Raw genomic sequence first — 19,891 nt, 5'->3', positions numbered from 1 at the left:
TCCATTACAGTGTTGGAATCGACACTCAAACCTCCCCCATCACGCCTGCCCGGGCGGACCAGGCAGAACTCGACCTGCTCCACCACCGGATCAACGGGTGGTTCGCCGGCATTGCCCGCGATTTGCCCTGGCGTGAAGCCGACTGTTCCCCGTGGGGCGTCCTGGTCAGTGAGATCATGCTGCAGCAAACCCCTGTGGTCCGGGTACTGCCTGTGTGGCACGAGTGGCTCAAGCGCTGGCCCACCCCCGCCGGACTCGCTGGCGAAACGGCCGGCGAAGCCGTCCGCTCGTGGGGCCGGCTGGGCTACCCCAGGCGGGCCTTGCGGCTGCACGCCGCTGCGACGGCGATCGTGCAGGACCATGGCGGCAGGGTCCCGGACACCCACGCCGAGCTGCTGGCCCTTCCCGGGGTGGGGAGCTACACGGCCGCCGCGGTGGCTGCGTTCGCGTACGGCCGCCGGGAAACGGTGGTGGACACCAACATCCGCCGGGTGCATGCACGGCTGGTGGCCGGCGTCGCGCTGCCCGCCCCGGCGCTGACGGCGGCGGAGATGCGCCTGGCCGCCGCCCTGCTGCCGGACGACGACGAAACCTCCGTACGCTGGAACGCCGCGGTCATGGAGCTCGGGGCTTTGGTGTGCACGGCCCGGGCGCCCAAGTGTGCCGCCTGCCCGGTCAAGGACTCCTGTGCGTGGCTGGCGGCGGGTGAGCCACCGCCGTCGTACGTTCCCAAGGGGCAGGCCTGGCACGGCACCGACCGCCAGGTCCGCGGTGCCGTGCTGGCCGTGCTCCGGCTGGCGGAATCGCCGGTGCCGCCGGAGATGTTCCAGCACGAACCAGCCGACCTTGGCTTCGCCCCGGAGGGAATCGGCGTGCCGTTGGCCGCGCTGCACCGGCTCAACTCTGCGCCCGAGCAGCTGGACCGGGCGCTGGCAGGGCTGCTCACGGACGGTCTGGCGGAAATGCACGACGGCGGTTACCAGCTTCCAGCCTGACTCACCGGGAGTGCCGGCCCGTCGATGGCATACTTCTTGGTGACCGGAACTGGGGGAAGCATGAAGACCATTCTGTACATCGTGTGGGCGCTGTTCGTTGCCGGCGTGGTGTTTTCGCTGCTCGTCGCGGCGCGCAGGACCAAGCGCCAGCAACACCAAATGGCATCCTGGCCGAAGGCCCAGGCAACCGTCACCGGCAGCGCTACCGGCTGGACCAGCGGCATTGGCGGCGCCAGCCGGAACCTCCGCCACTTCCCCACATACCAGTTCACGGACCCGCGCGGCACCCTCTTCATGGGCAAGTCGGAGATCTCCGGCGTGGAGCCGCCCGTGCCCGGTTCGCTGATCGAGGTGGCGTACAACCCGAATGATCCCACCGAGTCGCTTCAGGTCTCATCGGAGCCGCGTACAGCCATGGGTTGCCTGATCGCGTTTTTCGCCGTGTTCGCAGTGGCGTCGTTCTGGTTCATCGGCATTTTTCCGCTGGGCTGACCGGCCTGCCGGCGCGGTAGCCTGAAGGCATGCACAAGCCCGGGCTGCTGGTGGCGGCTGTGGCGGCGGCCCTCGTGTCCGGTTGCGAGCCCGCCGGCACCGCCTGCCCTGCGATTGCGCAGGCCACCTCCGTGGCCCTGACGGTCACCGCCGGCTATGCGCCGAAGGTGGCGGCGCTCCACCTGCGGGCATGCCAGGACGGCACCTGCAAGGAGGCCGACGTCGAACTGCGCCCCGGAAGCACCTCCGTCGACCAGGGGTGCACGGCAGAGGGCGCCTGTTCGGCCACCGCATCGCCGGACGGCACCAAGGTCGCAGCGCTGATGCTGGAGACGCTTACGGAATCACCCCTGGTGGTCACCGCTTCCGGCACCGCATCCGACGGGACCACACTTCCTGCCCGCACCCTGGAGTTCCGCCCGCAGGCGTCGTATCCGTTCGGTGAGCAGTGCGGGAAGTTCCTCTCGGCATCACTCACGCTGGACGGCGACGGGCTGCACCAGCAGCAGGCACCCAAAAGTGGCGGGGCTAGAAAAGCGCCGGCTGGGTGAAGGTGCCATCCTCAGGTGTTCCGGGCAGGAGTCCGCCGTCCACCGGTTCAGCGCTCCAGTCGAAGCCGAGTTCGGCGAGCAGTTCCTCCACGGAGGCCTGGCCGTCCAGCACTTCGATTTCCTGGGAGTTCTCTGCAAGCGGCCGTTCCATGGCATCGAGCTTATTCGCAGGAACCCTTCAGCGGCTCAGGGCTCGCCGAAGCCGGCCTCCACCAGGCCTCCGACATACTCCACGGCCCTTTCCGCGTCGGCACCCCACGCTTCGACGTGCAGTACCGTTCCCTTGCCTGCACCGAGCGTCATCAACCCGGTCATGGACGCTCCGTCCACCCCGTTGATGGTGACCTCCGCGTCGAGGGACGCCAGTCCGCCCGCCACCTTCGCGGCGGGCCGGGCGTGCATGCCGGCCTGGTTGACCAGTTCGAAATCCCCGGTGAAGTCAGGGACTGCGCTGGTGGGAGGTTCCAGGTGCTCCATTCCGCCGTCGGCCGGTGCCGGCTGGCCAGCGGGGCTCCCCGCTTCTTCAGCCGCCTTCCGGACCGCCTGCACGTCAGCGCCGCCCTGCGCCGCGACAGCCGCTGCCACCAGGCCTTCCACGAGCGGCGCGTCGGCAAGCAGGACGCCGGCGGGATTCTCCAGGAACTCGAGTGCCGATTCCGCTGTCATCACTGCCGAGCCGAGGTCCGTCAGCACGACGGTGCCCTCCGCACCGGTTCCGCCCCCCTGGCCGCTGGCTCCTTCAAGGGCGGCGAGGACCTTCTCCAGGCTGGTACCGATCCTGCCGTCGTCGGTGCCCCCGGCCGTCAGGATCATCACATCCGGCGCCATTTGGGCGGCAAGTTCCACGGCGCCGTCGGCAATCTTTTCGCTATGGGAAACCACCACGATGCTTACAGTCACGCAGCTGCCCCAACGGCCGCACGCAGGATCAAAGCGCTGGAGGCTGCCCCGGGGTCCCGGTGGCCCGCGCTGCGTTCGCCAAGGTAGCTGGCGCGGCCTTTCCGCGCCACCATGGGGTCGGTGGCTACCGCTCCCGCCTCGGCCGCCTCGGCGGCCGCCACCAGCACGCCCAGGACGTCCGCGCTGCCGCCGTCCGCTGCCGCCCGGGCAGCATCAACTGCCGGCGTCCACGCATCCACCATGGTCTTGTCCCCGGACTCCGCCTTGCCGCGCGCCACGATCCCGTCCCGTGCGGCTTCCAGGGCACCTGCCCAGGCGGAGGCATCTATCTCTGCCGAGTCGCCGAGAGAGGTGGCAGCGCGAAGGAACGCGGTCCCGTAAAGGGGGCCGGCGGCACCGCCGACCTTCGACATCAGGGTCATGGCGGTCATCTTCAGCGCGGCCCCCGGGGTCTCGGGCGTCGATTCGCCCAGCTTGGCCAGGACCGCCTGGAAACCGCGGTCCATGTTCTCGCCGTGGTCCGAGTCCCCGATGGCGCGGTCCAGCTCAATGAGTTCGACGCGGTGTTCAGCCATGGCCTGCGCGCACAGCGTCAGCCACTTCACGGCCCAGTTGGCATCCAGCACCACGGCTACACGCCCCAGCGCAGGGCGGGGGTGTGTACGGGCGCGTCCCAGAGTTCAGTGAGTTCGTCGTCGAGCCGGAGGACCGAGATGGAGCAGCCCTGCATCTCCAGTGCGGTGATGTAGTTGCCCACCAGTGACCGTTCCACGGTGGCGCCTGCGTCAGCCAGGACCTGCACCGCCCGCCGGTACACGATATACAGCTCGCTCAGCGGTGTGCCGCCCATGCCGTTGACGAACAGCAGGACCTTGTCACCGGAACTGATCTTGAGGTCGGCCAGCACGGGTTCCAGCAGGCGGTTGGTGATGCTGTCGGCGTCTTCCATGGGGATCCGGTGCCTGCCGGGTTCGCCGTGGATACCGATCCCGATTTCGATTTCGTCGTCGGCGAGGTCGAAACTTGGCGTCCCCGCGTGCGGCACCGTGCAGGCTGAGAGCGCGACGCCCATTGTCCTGACGTTGGCGTTGACCCGTTCGCCGACCGCGGCCACGGCGTCCAGGCCGTCGCCACGCTCGGCGGCAGCGCCGGCAATCTTCTCCACGAGGACCGTGCCGCCCACTCCCCGGCGGCCCGCGGTGTACAGCGAGTCCTCCACCGCGACGTCGTCGTTGACCAGTACGGTCCGGACACTCACCCCCTCCGCCTCGGCCAGTTCGGCCGCCGTCTCAAAGTTCAGGACGTCCCCGGTGTAGTTCTTGACGATATGCACGACGCCGGCACCTGAGTTGACGGCGAGGGTGGCGGGAAGGATCTGGTCCGGGGTGGGTGAGGTGAACACCGCCCCGGGCACCGCGGCGTCGAGCATTCCCCTGCCCACGTAACCGGCGTGCAGCGGCTCGTGCCCGCTGCCGCCGCCTGAAACAAGCCCCACCTTGCCGGCCACTGGCGCGTCCTTGCGCGTGACGTAGATGGGGTCTTCGCTGACGGCGACCAGTCCGGCATGCGCCAGGCCGAAGCCCTGCACGGATTCCTGGACGACGGATTTTGGATCGTTGATGAGTTTCTTCATGGCGGTGCTCCTGGCTGTGCTCCTGAAGGATGTGTCTCCGACCCTACTACCGGGATCGCGGCTGGCGGTAGGTTCCTCCGGCCCCGGTTTTCCGGCCGCCTTCCGGAGCGGCCAGTCCGGGACGCAGGAAAGGGACAGCCCCCAATGACTGTCCCTTTCCTGAGGCCCCCACCTAACGGCCTCCAGAAGTTTATCCATCAATTCGAATAAAGCAAAGAGGCGTTTGCCCTGGTGGAGGGCACAGCTGCCTAGAGGGTGCGGATCATCCGGGTGTTTCCAAGGGTGTTGGGCTTGACCCGGGCCAGGTCGAGGAATTCGGCCACACCTTCGTCATGCGAGCGCAGGAGCTCGGAATACACCTCGGGGTCCACCGCGGACTGGTCCGCCATCACCTCGAAGCCGTGGCGCTTGAAGAAGTCCACCTCGAAGGTCAGGCAGAAAACCCGGGACACCCCGAGGGCCCGGGCCTCCTCCAGCAGGCTTTCCACCAGGACGTGGCCCACTCCCTTGCCGCGCCACTGCCCGGACGCGGCAAGGGTGCGGATTTCGGCGAGGTCCTCCCACATGACGTGCAGGGCTCCGCAGCCGATCATTTCGCCGTCGCTGGACTCGGCGATGCGGAACTCCTGCAGGCTCTCGTAGTACGCCACTGTCTCCTTCGCCATGAGGATGCGCTCCTCGGCCAGGGGAGCCACAAGCTTCTTGATGGCGTGGACGTCGCTGGTGCGTGCTGGGCGGATGTGGAAGGAGTCGCTCACTAGGCAATCCTACGAGGTGGCCCGGAGTTACAGCCCCAGTTCGGCGGGCAGCTCGAGCTCCTCCCCCAGGACGTTCTTTGCCAGGAACCACTCCACCACCTGGTACCAGACCTTGGCATGCTGCGGCTGGAGGACCCAGTGGTTCTCGTCCGGGAAGTAGAGGAAACGGTGCGGGGTTTGCCCGTCCTGGTCCGCTGCGAGCCGGGACTTGGACAGGAGCTCGTACCAGAGGCGCAGGCCTTCCCCGATGGGAACGCGGTAGTCCTTGTCCCCGTGGATCACCAGCATGGGCGAACTGATCTTCTCCGCGTGCAGGTGCGGTGAGTTTTCCAGCGCCATCTCTTCGGTCATTTCCTTCAGCCAGTACTGCGAGGCGTCCGTGGTGGGGCCGAACTGGTCCAGCGCCCACAGGCTGGCGTGGGTGACCACGGCCTTGAACCGGTCCGTGTTGCCTGCGACCCAGTTGGCCATGTACCCGCCGAAGGAACCTCCCATCGCAGCGGTCCGGGCTTCATCGATGTCCGGCCGTTCCGCTGCGGCGTCCGTGACGGCCATGAGGTCGGTGAACGGCGCCTTGCCCCAGGCTCCCCAGCCGCGCTGGATGTAGGCCTGGCCGTAGCCCGTGGACAGTGCCGGGTCGGGAAGCAGCACCGCGTAGCCCTTTGCCGTCAGGAGCCATGGGTTCCACCGCCAGGTCCAGGCGTTCCAGGATCCCAGGGGGCCGCCGTGGATCCAAAGCAGCATCGGTGCGGGCGCGTCTGCCGATGCACCCTCGGGCAGTGCGAGGTAGGCGGGAACCCGGGAGCCGTCCGGTGCCGTAGCAGCGATCCGCTCCAACCGGCCCGGGCGGGATGGCCGTTCAGCCGGTGCGGGCAGCCGGGTCGTTTCGCCTGTGCCCACGTCGATCCGCACGGCTTCGGGCGGAATTTCGTAGGAGCTGCGCAGGGCGTAGGCATAGCGCCCCTCCGGCGAAACCACGACGTCGGAGTAGGCCGCCGCGTCCTGCGTCACCCGGGCGACACCCGCCTCAGCGGCAGCCGACGGAACGCTGACCCGGAAAACCGGCGACGCGCCGTCGTCGTCCGCCGTGACCAGGAGGGCGGACCCGTCCGGAAGCCAGGCTGCCGGCTTGGGCCAGCGGTCCCAGTCGTGGGCAAGGGGCTGGAGGCTCCCGGGTTCCCCTGCTGCGCCGGAGACGTCCAGGAGGTGCATCCTGATCTCTGGAGCCCGCTGCGGGGTGGAGTCGCTTTCGCTGACCACCACCAGGGTCTTGCCGTCGGGGCTGACCGGACCCGGGAAGTAGCTCATGCCCTCCTGGTCAAGGAGCACCTTGAGGCTGCCCGACGCCACATCCACCGCCACCAGGACGGAGCGGCTGTCTGCCTTGGCGAGGGGTTTGGTGTAGCTGCTGTAGACCGTCTTCCCGTCCGGGCTTACCACCGTCTCCGCTTCCCTCAGCCGCGGGCCGGCGTCGGGCGTGAGGTTGCGCAGGACCAGGGGAGCTGTGGCGTCGAGCGTTGCGGGCTTCCCCTGCCCCTTCTCTTCGCCCGTTTCCACGGCGAAGATGCGCGGCTGGCCGGGGCCAAGGTCTGCGTCCCAGAAGCGCACCGGGTACTCGCTGTGGAGGATGGCCGAAACTTTCCTGTCCTTGCGGGATTTGCGCCGTTCGGCGTCGTCCTCCTCATCAGCGGACCCGGCCAGGACCTCCGCCGTGACGAACGCGGCGTCGGCATCCTTGGCCGTCAGAACCTTGCCGACGCCGCCGGGCCGGGTGAGGGCCACCCTGGCCTCCCCTCCGTCTGCCGGAAGGCGCCAGAGGGCGTTGACCGGCTCTTCATCGGGGCTGTCCGGATCGGGCCGTGCGGACGTGAAGTAGACATCGCCGTTCGCGGCAAATGCCGCACCGGCCTCACCCTTGGCGCTGCGGGTGATGCGCCGCGCGTGCTTCTGCCCGGCGGGGTCCAGCTCCCACAGCGCGCTGGCAAATTCGGTGCCCTTGCCGTTCAGGGTGCTGACGGCGGTGACCAGGCGGGTGCCGTCGGGACTCAGGGCCAGGCCGCTTACCCGCGGGATGGACAGGTAGTGGTCGAGGTCGTGGAAAGGGTTCAGTGGTCGCTCGTCCGGGATCGCCGGATTCTGGTTAGCCATGCCCCGATTCAACACGTTTTGTGCTGCCGATCACAGTCGCCACGCGCCCTTCCTCTCCCGGCCCGGCGCCCGTGCGCGTTTCCGTGGCTGGGTCCGGTACCGGCCACCGGAGATTTCCCGGCGCCTGCTCCTTCGTCGCTTTGACGGCGCCTACATAAATCCCCGATGCCCGGCACCTCGTGCGCAGCGTGGCATAAGCCCCCCGCGAGGCACCGAGCGAGGGCGCCGGGGCCATTTGTGTAGCTTGCGTCAAAGCGAGGAACGAGCAGCAAGCGGCAAATGACCCCGGTGCCGGAGCGGACCCAGCCACCGGACCCAACCACGGTGTCGTTGAAGAGCGAAAGCCCCGCCGGTCCTTTTTGGAGTGGCGGGGCTTCCAGAGTGGAACTTAGACGCTCGGGGCGATTTCCGGGATGCGCGGCTTGGTGTTGCCGGCGAAGGTGAACTTCGCGTCGTCGCCTTCGCCTTCGACATCCACCACGACGATGTCGCCGGTGTGGATCTCGCCGAAGAGGATCTTCTCGGAGAGCTGGTCCTCGATCTCGCGCTGGATGGTGCGGCGCAGCGGCCGGGCACCCATGGCGGGATCGTAGCCGCGGGTAGCCAGGAGCACCTTGGCGGCCTTGGTGAGCTCGATGCCCATGTCCTTGTCCTTGAGGCGCTTCTCCAGGCGGGTCACGAACAGGTCCACGATCTCGATGATCTCGTCCTGGGTGAGCTGCGGGAACACCACGACGTCGTCAACACGGTTCAGGAACTCGGGGCGGAAGTGCTGCTTGAGTTCCTCCGTGACGCGGGCACGCATGCGGTTGTAGCCGGTCTGCGTGTCGGTGCCGGACTGGAAGCCGGTGGCAACGCTCTTGGAGATGTCCCGGGTACCGAGGTTGGTGGTCATGATGATCACGGTGTTCTTGAAGTCCACCACGCGGCCCTGGGAGTCGGTCAGGCGGCCGTCTTCCAGGATCTGCAGCAGCGAGTTGAAGAGGTCCGCGTGGGCCTTTTCAACCTCGTCGAACAGCACCACGGAGAACGGACGGCGCCGGACCTTCTCGGTGAGCTGGCCACCCTCTTCGTAGCCCACGTAGCCCGGAGGGGCACCGAAGAGCCGCGAGACCGTGTGCTTCTCGGAGTATTCGGACATGTCCAAGGTAATGAGGGCGTCCTCTTCACCGAACAGGAACTCCGCGAGGGCCTTGGCCAGCTCGGTCTTGCCGACGCCGGTGGGGCCGGCGAAGATGAACGAGCCACCGGGGCGCTTGGGGTCCTTGAGCCCTGCACGGGTACGGCGGATGGCCTGGGACAGTGCCTTGATGGCCTCGTCCTGGCCGACGACGCGCTTGTGCAGCTCGTCTTCCATCTTGAGCAGGCGCGAGGACTCTTCCTCGGTCAGCTTGAAGACGGGGATGCCGGTGGAATTGGCCAGCACCTCGGCGATGAGGTCCTCATCCACCTCGGAGATGTCATCCATGCCGCCGGACTTCCAGTGCCGCTCCTTCTCCGACCGCTCGGAGATCATCTTCTGCTCCTTGTCGCGGAGCGCGGCAGCGCCTTCGAAGTCCTGGGCGTCGATGGCGGATTCCTTCTCCATCTTCAGCTTGGCGATGCGCTCGTCCATGGCCTTGAGCTCCGGCGGAGCGGTCATGCGGCGGATGCGCAGCCGGGCGCCGGCCTCGTCGATCAGGTCGATCGCCTTGTCCGGAAGGAAGCGGTCCGAGATGTAGCGCTCGGCCAGGCTCGCTGCGGAGGCCAGGGCGCCGTCGGTGATGGTGACGCGGTGGTGTGCCTCGTAGCGGTCACGCAGGCCCTTGAGGATCTCGATGGCGTGCGCCACTGAGGGTTCCTTGACCTGGATCGGCTGGAAGCGGCGCTCCAGGGCGGCGTCCTTCTCGATGTGCTTGCGGTACTCGTCCAGCGTGGTGGCGCCAATGGTCTGCAGCTCGCCGCGGGCCAGCATGGGCTTCAGGATCGAGGCTGCGTCGATGGCGCCTTCGGCGGCACCGGCACCCACCAGGGTGTGGATCTCGTCGATGAACAGGATGATGTCGCCGCGGGTACGGATCTCCTTGAGGACCTTCTTCAGGCGCTCTTCGAAGTCACCGCGGTAGCGGGAGCCTGCCACCAGGGAGCCGAGGTCCAAGGTGTACAGCTGCTTGTCGCGGATGGTCTCCGGGACATCGCCGCGCACGATCGCCTGGGCCAGGCCTTCGACGACGGCGGTCTTGCCGACGCCGGGCTCGCCGATGAGGACCGGGTTGTTCTTGGTCCGGCGGGAAAGGACCTGCATGACGCGTTCCATTTCCTGCTCGCGGCCGATGACCGGGTCCAGCTTGTTCTCCCGGGCAGCCTGGGTCAGGTTGCGGCCGAACTGGTCCAGGACCACGGAACCGGCCGGCGCGCCTTCAGGCTGTCCGCCGCCAACGCCTGCGCCGGTGGTTTCCTTGCCCTGGTAGCCGGAGAGGAGCTGGATAACCTGCTGGCGGACCCGGTTGAGGTCGGCGCCGAGCTTGACCAGAACCTGGGCGGCAACGCCCTCACCCTCGCGGATGAGGCCGAGCAGGATGTGCTCCGTGCCGATGTAGTTGTGGCCCAGCTGGAGGGCTTCGCGCAGCGAGAGCTCCAGTACCTTCTTGGCACGGGGGGTGAAGGGGATGTGGCCGGAGGGAGCCTGCTGGCCCTGGCCGATGATCTCCTGCACCTGCTCGCGAACGCCGTCGAGCGAAATGCTCAAGGACTCAAGAGCTTTGGCGGCAACGCCCTCACCCTCATGGATCAGACCCAAGAGGATGTGTTCGGTACCGATGTAATTGTGGTTCAGCATGCGTGCCTCTTCTTGGGCAAGCACAACTACGCGACGGGCACGGTCCGTAAATCGCTCAAACATTTCGCCACACTCCTAGCTACGACGTACTTTGATGCTACGTGGCCGCCCCTGCGTTGTGGAGCGTGTTCGCCACAGGGGAAACCGCGCCCCTTGCGGGAATAACCGTTGCGGCCCCGGCACAGCAGCTCGCGCCGGACCGGCGGAGCAAAGAATTATCCTGCCCCGCCCCGTGCGGGCGTCCCCGAAAACGGCCAAATAGTCCCGGCGAGGCGCGCGAAGGCCACCACTCCAATTGCACCTATTGGACAAGTCTGCCAGCGCAGCCGGGCGGCGATATCCGCCAAATTGAAAAAACCCCGCTGCGCCTTGCGGCGGCAGCGGGGTTCGATGGAGCTAAAGCCCGTACTAGGAATTTGCCTTTTGGTAGGCTTCCTGGATTTCGGCCTGAATTCGGCCGCGGCTGTTAACGGTGTATCCGTTGTCCCGGGCCCATTGCCGGATTTGCGCCGAATCGTGGCTGCGGCTCCCCGTGACCGCTTTTGCCCGCTGCGTGCGGCCGCCGGATGCCTTGCGTGCGGCAGTGATGAACCTCTCCAGTGAAGACCGAAGTTCAGCGGCATTGGCTGCGGACAGGTCAATCTCATAGTTGGCCCCATCGAGGCCGAACTTCACATTCTCGTCTGCGGATCCCCCATCCAGATCATCAACGAGGATGATGTTTACTTTCTGTGCCATTAAAGTCTTCCTCTTGCTGGAAAGTCGGTTTTCAGAAAAGCAGGATGTTTCCCGGAAAAAGTATGACTCTTATCTTGGCAACGCGTCAAAGCGCCTAATGGTTCCTTGGGGATAAAGGCAGAAAAGTTGGGGGGTTTTAGCTATTTGGATTCGGGGCCCTGGTGGTCCGCGGGCCGCACGGCAAGTGAATCGGCTTCGGCCTGGGCACGGGCTTCCGCCTGCCGTTCGGCCTTGTCCGCATTAAAGATCGCCTTCATGGCAAACCAGAACAGCAAACCCACCACCAGGGAGGGAAGGATGACTGCTACGTACTCCATGGTCAGTGCCCTTCAGGCTTCAACAGGGGGAACAGGATGGTTTCGCGGATCCCGGCGCCGGTGAAGAGCATCACCAGCCGGTCGATGCCCAGGCCGATGCCGCCCATGGGCGGGGCACCGTATTCGAGGGCGCGCAGGAAGTCCTCGTCCAGCTGCATGGCCTCCACATCACCGGCAGCCGCGTGCAGGGACTGCTCGGTGAGCCGTTCGCGCTGGATCACGGGGTCGATCAGTTCGGAGAACGCGGTGCCGCGTTCCATGCCGCCGATGATCAGGTCCCACGCCTCGATCAGGCGGCCGTCCTCACGGTGAGGGCGGGCCAGCGGCTGCGCGGACGGCGGGTAGTCGTAGACGAAGGTGGGGTTCAGCAGGGTGGGCTCCACGATCTCACCGAAGAGCTCCACGGCCAGCTTCTCGGCGTCCCACTTGGGATCCACCCTGACCTCGTGTTTGGCCGCAATTTCCCGAAGCACCTCAGCGGAGGTGTCCGGCGTGATTTCCTGCCCAACGGCGTCGGAAAGTCCGGGATAGACGGCCAGCCAGGTCCACTCGCCGTCGAGGTTGATCTCCCCGGCTTCGGTCTGCAGGACGCGCCCGGCACCCACGGCGTCCGCGGCGTCGAGGATGATTTCCTTGATGCGTTCGGCCATGACGAACTGGTCCGCCCAGGCCTCGTAGCACTCGAGGGTGGTGAATTCGGGGCTGTGGGTGGAGTCCACGCCTTCGTTGCGGAAGACCCGGCCCATGTCGTAGACGCGGTCGATGCCGCCCACCACTGCGCGCTTGAGGTAGAGCTCCGTGGCGATACGCAGGGTCATCTTCTGGTCGAAGGCGTTCATGTGGGTCTCGAAAGGCCGCGCGAGGGCACCGCCGTGGACCAGCTGCAGGATGGGCGTTTCCACTTCCACGTAGCGGTGCCGGAACAGCGTCTCGCGGATGGACCGGGTGATGGCGGCGCGGGTGTAGACCATCTCGCGGGCCTCGTCGCGGACCATCAGGTCCACGTAGCGCTGGCGGACGCGGGTTTCCTCGTTAAGGTCCGCGTGCAGCACCGGCAGCGGGCGCAGGGCCTTGGAGGCCATGGACCAGGAGTCGGCCATGATGGACAGTTCGCCGCGGCGGGAGGAGATGACCTCGCCCTTGATGAAAACGTGGTCGCCCAGGTCCACCAGGGCCTTCCAGTCGGCGAGTGCTTCCTCACCCACGTTGGCCAGGCTCAGCATGGCCTGCAGGCGCGTTCCCTTGCCGTCCGTGCCGCCTTCCTGCAGGGTGGCGAAGCAGAGCTTTCCGGTGTTGCGGACAAAGACCACGCGGCCGGTAACGCCCACAGTGTCGCCCGTGGTCTCGTCAGCCTCGAGGCGGCCGTACTTCTCCCGGATCTCTGCGAGCGAGTGCGTCCGTTCCACTCCCACGGGGTAGGCCTCCGTGCCGCGCTCAAGAAGTTTGGCGCGCTTGTCCATGCGGATCCGCATCTGCTCGCTGGCGTCGACGGGCTCTGGGGCATTCTTGGGCGCGGGGGTGTTTTGGGAAGTCACAATCATCAAGTTTACCGGGATTTGGCTGCTGGGACTTTCAGCTGCCCCGCAGGCTTGCGCCCTAAGATGGCCGGGTGAAAGAACGGGTACTTCCAACGCACGACGGCGGCAGGCTGGCTTTGTACAGCTACGGCACCGAGGATGCGCCAGGCGAAAAGCGTGTGCTGCTGATCGGCGGGGCGTTCCTGACTGCCCTGATCTACCGGCCTTTCTCCGTTGCGCTGGCGAAGGGCCTGGGAGAGGGCTGGGCTGTTGACGTCTATGACCGCCGGGGCCGCGGCAACTCGTCGGAGCAGCCGCCCGACTACTCCATGGCCACCGAGATCGAGGACGTCCGGACTGTGCTCAAAGCCACTGGCACCCGGAACATCCTGGGCCACAGCCTGGGCGGGTCCGTGGCGCTGAACGCTGTGCAGGAGTTCACCGGGACAGCGTTCGTTCCGGACAAGCTCGCGGTGTACGACGCGGCGGTGAACATCGACGGCAGCATCGACACCTCGTGGCTGGACGGATTCGAGGACGCCGTGAACAACGGCAAGGTGGGGCACGCGCTGGCGCACATGAAGAAGGCCACCAGTGCCGGCTCGGCCATGGCCAGGATCCCGGAACCGGTCCTGGCCGGCCTGATGGCGGTGTTGTCGCGGACCAAGGTCAACAGGATGTTCCAGCAGGTCATGCCCAGCGGGGTGGGTGAGCTGCGCGCGGCCTTCGACGAAAAGGACCACGCCCGCGACTTCAGCGTGCTGCCATCCGGAACCCACTTCATGGCAGGCGGAAAGAGCCCCAGCTATTACCGGGTGACGGCGGAACGCCTCCACACCGCAGTCCCGCAGAGCACCTACCAGCTCTCCCCCAAGTGCTTCCACGGGTCCATCCCGGCAGCGGTGAAGGAACTGGTGGCTGACATCTCGGCGTACTTCAAGGACGAAGGTCCGGACGGAAACGCGCGCCCGGACACTCCTGACGCCATCCCCGTCCACCGCGGCTGAACCCGGCGTGCACAGCCGCGTCCGGGATGCCCGCAACCACTTGCTCAGCTAGGCTCGAAGCATGACGCGAGAGAACATCAGGACCCCCGACGGCGGCACGATTGAGCTCTTCTCCACCGGCGCGGAACTGGCTTCGGCGGGTTCGGGCGTGGTGGTGGTGCCGCCCTCAATGGTGACGGCCGCGGACTACACCAAATTCGCGCAGAAGCTCAGCGCCGCCCTGGGCCGGCCGGTGCACACGTTCAACCGGCGCGGCCGGGGATCGTCGTCCCCGCAGCCCGAGGATTACACGCTGGACGTGGACATCCGGGACCTGGACACCGTCATGAAGCACACGTCCAGCACGGATGTTTTCGGCCACAGCTTCGGCGGTGCCGTAGCCCTGCACGCCGCGCGGACGCTTCCGGTGGAGCGCCTTGCGGTCTACGACCCCGCGGTCTCCGTGAACGGCAGCGTCACCGCGGACTGGATCGTGGAGTACGAGCGCGCCATCAAGGCAGGCGACCACGACCGCGCCCTCGCCGTCATCCAGCGCGGCCTGGAAGCGGGCGGTTCCTTCTCGTCAAGGATGCCGCTCTCCATGCTCACCCTCGCCAACAAGCTGACGGCGGGCACCACGGAGGGAAAGCAGCAGCGTGAGCTGATGCGCACCGGCGTCCGCGAAATCAAGGCCATCATCGCCGCGGACATGCCCGCCGAACCGTTCCTGGACCTGCCCCTGGAAACGCTGATCGTGGTCGGAGAAAAGAGCCCGGCCTACTTCGGCATCGCCTGCGGGCAGATCCACGACGTCCTCTCCGGTTCCAGCTACACCATCCTGCCCGGTTTCGGCCACGACGGCGCCATCAAGGCCCCGGACAAGCTGATCAAGGAACTGAGCGATTTTTTCGCCGGCTGAACCGGCACGAAAAGGCCGTTGCCCCACTGGGAGCAACGGCCTTTTTGGTTGGGCCTGGACCCGTCAGTGCGCCGGGCCGTGGCCCGGGCCGGCGCCTTCGGTCTTGCGCATCATCGCGGAAAGTACGACGGAGGCGAGGGCTATGACTGTTGCCGTCAGGAAGGCGGCGCTCATCCCGGCGACGAGGCCCGACGTCGCACTCACCACCGCGAAGATGGACACCAGCAGTGCGGTGCCCGCAGCGCCGGCCACCTGCTGCGTGGTGCTCATGATCGCCGAGCCGTGGGAGTACAGGTGCGGCGGCAGCGGGTTAAGCCCGGTGGTGAATGCCGGGGTGAACAGGAGCGCCAGGCCGAAACTCAGCCCCACGTGCAAGGTGATGATCCACCACACCGCAGTACCGGCGTCCAGCATGGAAAACTGCCAGAGCGTCACCACCATGAGGATGGAACCGGTGACGGTGAGCGGCAGCGGTCCTACCTTGTCGAACGCCCGGCCGATGACGGGGCCCAACAGCCCCATGGCCAGGCCGCCGGGGAGCAGCGCGAGGCCGGTCTCCAGCGACCCCAGGCCGCGGACTTCCTGCAGGTAGAGCGGGAGCAGGATAACGCCGCCGAAGAGCGCCATCATGGCCACCACCATCAGCAGGACCGAGACGGTGAACATGCGGAAGTTGAACGCCCGAAGGTCCAGCAGCGGCGCGGCGGCCTTCTGGAGCCGGACCTGGCGCAGCACGAAGACCGCGAGGGCAGCGACGCCGATGACGAGGGCGGCGATGGCTCCGGCGCTGGGGCCGGCCTGGCCGCCGTGGCCGCCGCCGATCTGGCTGAGCCCGTAGACCAGGCCGCCAAAGGCGGGAACGGTGAGGATGACGGACAGGAAGTCGAGCTTGCCCTTCTCAACCTCGCCCACGTTGGTGAGGTATTTGGCGCCGATGGCCAGCGCGGCGAGGGCCACGGGCAGGACGAAGACGAACATAAAGCGCCAGGTGAAGTGCTCAAGGATCAGCCCGGAGACGGTGGGCCCCATGGCCGGTGCCACCGAGATGGCAATGCTCACGTTGCCCATGACGGCGCCGCGCTTGGCAAGCGGGACCAGGGTGAGGATGGTGGTCATCAGCAGCGGCAGCATGATGGCGGTGCCGCCGGCCTGGACGATCCGTGCCAGGAGCAGGACTTCGAACCCGGGGGCCACTGCGGCGAGTGCTGTTCCGCCGGCGAACAGTCCCATGGCCAGCATGAAGACCGCCCTGGTGGAGAGGCGCTGGAGGATAAAGCCGGTTGTGGGGATCACCACGGCCATGGTGAGCATGAACCCGGTGGACAGCCATTGGACGGTGGGGGCGTCCACCCGGAGGTCCACCATGAGCCGCTGCAGGGCGACGTTCATGATGGTCTCGTTGAGGATCACCACGAACGTTGCCACCAGCAGCGTGCTGATGATGGTCACGGCCTCGTGGGACATCTTCTCCGGCGCTGCGGGCGGGGTTCCTTGGCGGATTCCTTCGCCAAGTCCCTGGTGAGGGGCGGGCTGTCCGCTGGCGTTCGGAGAGACTTCGGTAGACATGGGTGTTCCCTCAGGGGTGTTTTAAGAGTGATGCGCGGTCGGCGCCGCTGCAGATTCCAACACTCTACCCGCTGGAGTAATTCCTCTGCATGGGTTCTTTTTACCCCCGAGGGAACACTAGGGGGTCCCTCTAAGCGGTCTGCCCTGCGTGCTGGCCTTCGGAGATTTCCTCGATCAGCTTGCTGTTGAACGCCGGAAGGTCGTCGGGGTTGCGGCTGGTGACCAGGCCCTGGTCAACCACCACTTCCTGGTCCGTCCAGTTGGCGCCGGCGTTCTTCAGGTCGGTTTCGAGCGTGAAGTAGGACGTGACGTTCCGGCCCCGGATGACTCCGGCTTCGATGAGCAGCCACGGTCCGTGGCAGATCGATGCCACAGGCTTGTGCTGCTCGAAAAAGCTGCGGGTGAAGCTCTGGGCGTCCTTGTCGACGCGCAGGTGGTCTGCGTTCACCACACCACCCGGAAGGACCAGTGCGTCGAAGTCCGAGGCGTTGGCGTCCGCGACAGTGAGGTCGACGTCGAAGGTATCGCCCTTCTCCGTTCCGTCGTAGCCCTGCAGCTTGCCACTCTTCGGGGCGATGAGGGTGGGATCTCCGCCGGCATCCTTTACGGCCTGCCAGGGGCTGGTGAGTTCCACCTGTTCCACTCCATCAGTCAGCAGGAATGCCACCTTCTTGCCCGCGATGCTGTGCTCTGACATGTTTCCTCCTCGCTGGAGCGGTCCACAAAGCGTCTGGGCGCGTCGGGTCCCGCTCGAGAGTTGATTGCCTGACGTGTTCCAGCCTAGGAAAGAGAAAAGTAATAAGCAAGCTGACTATCTATGTTGGTGAGTCCGCGCAGTGGGACGCGTATTTTGGGGTGCGCGGAGGAGCCTGCGCAGCGGGAATGCGCACGACGGCGGCAGGCGGGTTAGCGGGTCAGGGCGCCAGCCGCTGCAGAAGGTCTGGCGGCCACGGTTTCCGGCCTAAATGTCAGTGGGTCGTTGGATGATGTGGGTATGGGAATCGGCGGTGGTGTTGGGGTGGTTTTGGAGGGTGTTCGTGCCTCTGTTGCTGCCCTGGATGGGCTCACTTTTGAGGACCAGAACCTGGAAGATGCTGCAATGACCGCCGTTGGTTCCGGTGTTGATGTGTTGCAGCGGCGGTATGAGATCCGGCTGGAACGGTTGGAGGTTGCGGCCCGGCTGGAGGCGCAGCTCGCCGCGGTCAAAGCACAGGATGCCGCCGAGTCGGTTGGGTTCCAGGAGGCGCTGACTCCGCCTGACGCCTCCGACTCTGACCGTACCTACGTGCAGATGTCGGTGGTGGAGGAGATCGCCGGGGTCCTGGCCATCAGCTCCGCGGCCGCGGGGGCGTTGGTGGAGCAGTCACGGCGGGTCTGTTCCCTCCCGCTGGCCTTCGAGACGCTGGCCGCCGGGGCGATGTCGTGGCAGCACGCCCGCATCATCGCGGACGAAACCGAAGGCCTCGATGGGAGTGGTGCAGCTGCGTTGGTGGCGCACTTCTTCGACCCGGCCGCGCCCCACCCCGCCCGGGGTGCCGCCCCGGGGGACCTCGTTCCGTCCAGGTTCCGGGCCAAGGTCCGCAGCTGGCGGGAACGCCACCACCCCGAATCAATCCAGAAACGCCACGCCAAAGGGGCCGCTGACCGTCGGATGGAATACACCCCCGACACGGACGGCATGGCCTGGCTCTCCCTCTACCTCCCCGGGGACACCGCGTGCGCGATCTGGAACCGCACCACCGCCACCGCCCGCGGCCTCCAAGGCCCCAACGAACCCCGCACCCTCACCCAACTCCGCCCCGACATCGCCGCCTCCCTGCTACTCGGCGCAGGCAAGCCTGCCGAAGTCGGCAAGGTCCCCACCCCGCGGGCCGACGTACTCGTCCTGGTGCCGGTACTCTCCATGCTCGGGACGACGGATGAGCCGGCCGAACTCGACGGCTTCGGCCCCATCCCGGCGTCCATGGCGCGGAGGCTGGTCGCGGACGGGGCCGACTCGTTCTACCGGGTCCTGGTCGACCCAAGGGACGGGGCACCGCTGGAGATCGGCCGGAAGAACTACCGGCTCACCGGCCCCATCAAACACTGGATCAGGCTGCGCGATGCCAAATGCACCTTCCCCGGCTGCACCAACAAGACCCCTGACAACGACACCGACCACCTCCAAGCCTGGGAACACGGCGGCACCACCGATGTCAGCAACCTGGCCCAGCTCTGCCCCAAACACCATCGACTCAAACACCACAGCCAATGGACACCCGGCCCGGCCAACAAGAATGAACCACCCGGCTGGACCTCACCCACCGGACGCCACTACAACCCAGAACAACAAGACGCAGAACCAACCCACTGGCCACAATGGCTACTGGCACTGTTCAGCGACGCCTCAGAACGAGACACCTCGACAGGCGCAACCAAGCAGGCGGACGAGTACGCAGCCACCCCATGCCCGTGCCTGGAAGCCAGCCTCGAAAACCTCCCTCAGTGGGAACCCGACGACGAAGCATCCATAGACCCCAGCGACCTCTCCCCCGACGATCCCCTATGGGCCGAACTCCTGAGCACGTCGTTCGCCCTCTTCCCCGACGCCATCGGTGCCCGGCCGTAGGCTGCCGCAGTCAGTCCGTAGACCCGTTCTGCAACTCTGGTCGACTAGGGCGTGTCTCCTTATTGTCGTAACCAGATGACGACGGCATAAAGGACAACCCCTGCGCGGTAGGTCAGCGCGAGTTTGTCGTAGCGGGTGGCAATGGCGCGCCATTGCTTGAAGAGGCTGAAGGACCGCTCGACGGTATTGCGGCCTTTGTAAATGTTGGAGTCGAAGTTCACGGGGCGACCGCCCCGTGAACCGCGGCGTTTGCGGTGCCGAATCTGGTCGGAGGGCTCGGGAATAACGGTCTTAATGCCCCGGCTCCGCAGCAACGACCGGTTCGCCCGAGACGAATATGCCTTGTCGCCCAGCACCGCTTCGGGACGGGTTCGAGGCGGGCCGCCGCCAAGGCGGGGTACCCGCACCGCCTCCATGACAACCGGGAACATGGGCGAGTCGCCGGCCTGGCCAGGGCCGACAATCATCGCCAGTGGACGGCCCTTACCGTCGCAGGCGTGATGGATTTTGGTGCTCAATCCGCCCCTGGACCGGCCGATGGCGTGGTCGGGAGGTTCAGCAAGCAGTTTCTTGTAATTCGGGAGTTCCTCCTGCGCTTCGGGGAAGGTTCGTCCCGTGCTGGTGTGCCCGGTTTATGGTCGAGTCCACCGAGACCGTCCAGTCGATCTGCCCTGCGGCGTCGGCCTCTGCCAAGAGGCTGGCGTGGATCCGGTCCCAGGTTCCATCGGCAGCGAACCGGCGGTGCCGCTTCCAAACCGTCTGCCAGGGGCCAAACTCTGCTGGCAGGTCGCGCCAGGCCACGCCGCAGCGATACCGATAAATGATGCCTTCGACAACCTGCCGGTGGCCCCGGAACGGCCGGCCCCGTCGCCCATCAGAACTCGGCAGCAACGGCTCAATCCGGGACCACTGATCATCACTCAACACAGATGTACGAGACACCCA

General features: G+C 66.4%; 19 protein-coding genes. 6 read left to right on the top strand and 13 right to left on the bottom strand.

Features of this window, described 5'->3' with window-relative positions:
- Positions 1–176: 176 nt before the first annotated feature.
- Genes ACFVTD_RS14000 through ACFVTD_RS13990 form a run of 3 tightly spaced genes read left to right on the top strand, consistent with a single transcriptional unit; the run spans position 177 to position 2,038 of the window.
- Complete coding sequence (locus ACFVTD_RS14000) at positions 177–995, top strand: A/G-specific adenine glycosylase (RefSeq protein ID WP_387563965.1); 819 nt, start codon at positions 177–179, stop codon at positions 993–995.
- 60 nt (positions 996–1,055) lie between these two features.
- The gene (locus tag ACFVTD_RS13995) at positions 1,056–1,487 is read left to right on the top strand and encodes a DUF3592 domain-containing protein (RefSeq protein ID WP_387563962.1); all 432 of its coding nucleotides are present in this window, start codon (positions 1,056–1,058) and stop codon (positions 1,485–1,487) included.
- A 29-nt stretch (positions 1,488–1,516) separates the two neighbouring features.
- Positions 1,517–2,038: a hypothetical protein gene (locus ACFVTD_RS13990; protein ID WP_387563959.1), complete on the top strand. Its 522-nt coding sequence runs from the start codon at positions 1,517–1,519 to the stop codon at positions 2,036–2,038.
- On the opposite strand, the gene ACFVTD_RS13985 is transcribed toward ACFVTD_RS13990, so the two are convergent.
- From ACFVTD_RS13985 to lysS, 10 genes are all read right to left on the bottom strand, one after another.
- Entirely contained in the window at positions 2,016–2,189 is a 174-nt protein-coding gene (locus ACFVTD_RS13985; RefSeq protein WP_387563956.1) for a hypothetical protein, read from the bottom strand. The two genes, ACFVTD_RS13990 and ACFVTD_RS13985, sit on opposite strands and share 23 nt — an antisense overlap.
- Before the next feature lie 35 nt (positions 2,190–2,224).
- Entirely contained in the window at positions 2,225–2,938 is a 714-nt protein-coding gene (gene dhaM, locus ACFVTD_RS13980; RefSeq protein WP_387563953.1) for a dihydroxyacetone kinase phosphoryl donor subunit DhaM, read from the bottom strand.
- A complete protein-coding gene (dhaL, locus tag ACFVTD_RS13975) occupies positions 2,935–3,567 on the bottom strand; it encodes a dihydroxyacetone kinase subunit DhaL (RefSeq protein WP_387563950.1) in 633 nt (210 codons plus the stop codon). Before dhaL ends, dhaM begins: the two co-directional genes overlap by 4 nt.
- A gap of 2 nt (positions 3,568–3,569) precedes the next feature.
- Positions 3,570–4,571 carry a dihydroxyacetone kinase subunit DhaK gene (gene dhaK / locus ACFVTD_RS13970; protein WP_387563947.1) on the bottom strand — a complete coding sequence of 334 codons (1,002 nt, stop codon included), beginning with the start codon at positions 4,569–4,571 and terminating at the stop codon, positions 3,570–3,572.
- A 248-nt stretch (positions 4,572–4,819) separates the two neighbouring features.
- The gene (locus tag ACFVTD_RS13965) at positions 4,820–5,329 is read right to left on the bottom strand and encodes an amino-acid N-acetyltransferase (RefSeq protein ID WP_387563944.1); all 510 of its coding nucleotides are present in this window, start codon (positions 5,327–5,329) and stop codon (positions 4,820–4,822) included.
- Positions 5,330–5,356: 27 nt separating this feature from the next.
- Positions 5,357–7,477, bottom strand: coding sequence for a prolyl oligopeptidase family serine peptidase (locus tag ACFVTD_RS13960; RefSeq protein WP_387563941.1), 2,121 nt, complete (start codon positions 7,475–7,477; stop codon positions 5,357–5,359).
- Between the two features lie 388 nt (positions 7,478–7,865).
- Complete coding sequence (locus ACFVTD_RS13955) at positions 7,866–10,358, bottom strand: ATP-dependent Clp protease ATP-binding subunit (RefSeq protein ID WP_387563938.1); 2,493 nt, start codon at positions 10,356–10,358, stop codon at positions 7,866–7,868.
- 345 nt (positions 10,359–10,703) lie between these two features.
- Positions 10,704–11,033: an Lsr2 family protein gene (locus tag ACFVTD_RS13950; RefSeq protein ID WP_387563933.1), complete on the bottom strand. Its 330-nt coding sequence runs from the start codon at positions 11,031–11,033 to the stop codon at positions 10,704–10,706.
- Positions 11,034–11,173: 140 nt separating this feature from the next.
- Positions 11,174–11,350 carry a hypothetical protein gene (locus ACFVTD_RS13945; RefSeq protein WP_387563930.1) on the bottom strand — a complete coding sequence of 59 codons (177 nt, stop codon included), beginning with the start codon at positions 11,348–11,350 and terminating at the stop codon, positions 11,174–11,176.
- A 2-nt stretch (positions 11,351–11,352) separates the two neighbouring features.
- Positions 11,353–12,891 carry a lysine--tRNA ligase gene (gene lysS / locus ACFVTD_RS13940; RefSeq protein ID WP_387563927.1) on the bottom strand — a complete coding sequence of 513 codons (1,539 nt, stop codon included), beginning with the start codon at positions 12,889–12,891 and terminating at the stop codon, positions 11,353–11,355.
- A gap of 68 nt (positions 12,892–12,959) precedes the next feature.
- On the opposite strand from lysS, the gene ACFVTD_RS13935 reads away from it, so the two are divergent.
- Together ACFVTD_RS13935 and ACFVTD_RS13930 are read left to right on the top strand one after the other, a co-directional pair.
- Entirely contained in the window at positions 12,960–13,874 is a 915-nt protein-coding gene (locus ACFVTD_RS13935) for an alpha/beta fold hydrolase (RefSeq protein WP_387563924.1), read from the top strand.
- A 61-nt stretch (positions 13,875–13,935) separates the two neighbouring features.
- Complete coding sequence (locus ACFVTD_RS13930) at positions 13,936–14,772, top strand: alpha/beta fold hydrolase (RefSeq protein WP_387563921.1); 837 nt, start codon at positions 13,936–13,938, stop codon at positions 14,770–14,772.
- 63 nt (positions 14,773–14,835) lie between these two features.
- On the opposite strand, the gene ACFVTD_RS13925 is transcribed toward ACFVTD_RS13930, so the two are convergent.
- Entirely contained in the window at positions 14,836–16,338 is a 1,503-nt protein-coding gene (locus ACFVTD_RS13925) for a DHA2 family efflux MFS transporter permease subunit (protein ID WP_387563918.1), read from the bottom strand.
- A 130-nt stretch (positions 16,339–16,468) separates the two neighbouring features.
- Positions 16,469–17,035, bottom strand: a complete 567-nt coding sequence (locus tag ACFVTD_RS13920) for a type 1 glutamine amidotransferase domain-containing protein (RefSeq protein WP_387563915.1) — start codon at positions 17,033–17,035, stop codon at positions 16,469–16,471.
- Positions 17,036–17,332: 297 nt separating this feature from the next.
- On the opposite strand from ACFVTD_RS13920, the gene ACFVTD_RS13915 reads away from it, so the two are divergent.
- Positions 17,333–18,946 (top strand): HNH endonuclease, encoded by a 1,614-nt coding sequence (locus ACFVTD_RS13915; RefSeq protein ID WP_387563912.1) that lies wholly within the window; start codon positions 17,333–17,335, stop codon positions 18,944–18,946.
- A gap of 59 nt (positions 18,947–19,005) precedes the next feature.
- On the opposite strand, the gene ACFVTD_RS13910 is transcribed toward ACFVTD_RS13915, so the two are convergent.
- A protein-coding gene (locus ACFVTD_RS13910; RefSeq protein ID WP_387563909.1) for an IS5 family transposase occupies positions 19,006–19,888 on the bottom strand; the annotation gives its coding sequence in 2 pieces (ribosomal slippage) (positions 19,006–19,527 and positions 19,529–19,888; 882 coding nt in all).
- Between the last annotated feature and the right edge of the window lie 3 nt (positions 19,889–19,891).

The sequence above is a fragment of the Pseudarthrobacter sp. NPDC058119 genome (genome assembly GCF_042884655.1).
In the GTDB taxonomy this organism is placed as follows: Bacteria; Actinomycetota; Actinomycetes; order Actinomycetales; family Micrococcaceae; genus Arthrobacter.
The sequence above is the reverse complement of the archived record's forward strand: the minus strand, read 5'-3'. Positions and strand labels throughout refer to the sequence as shown.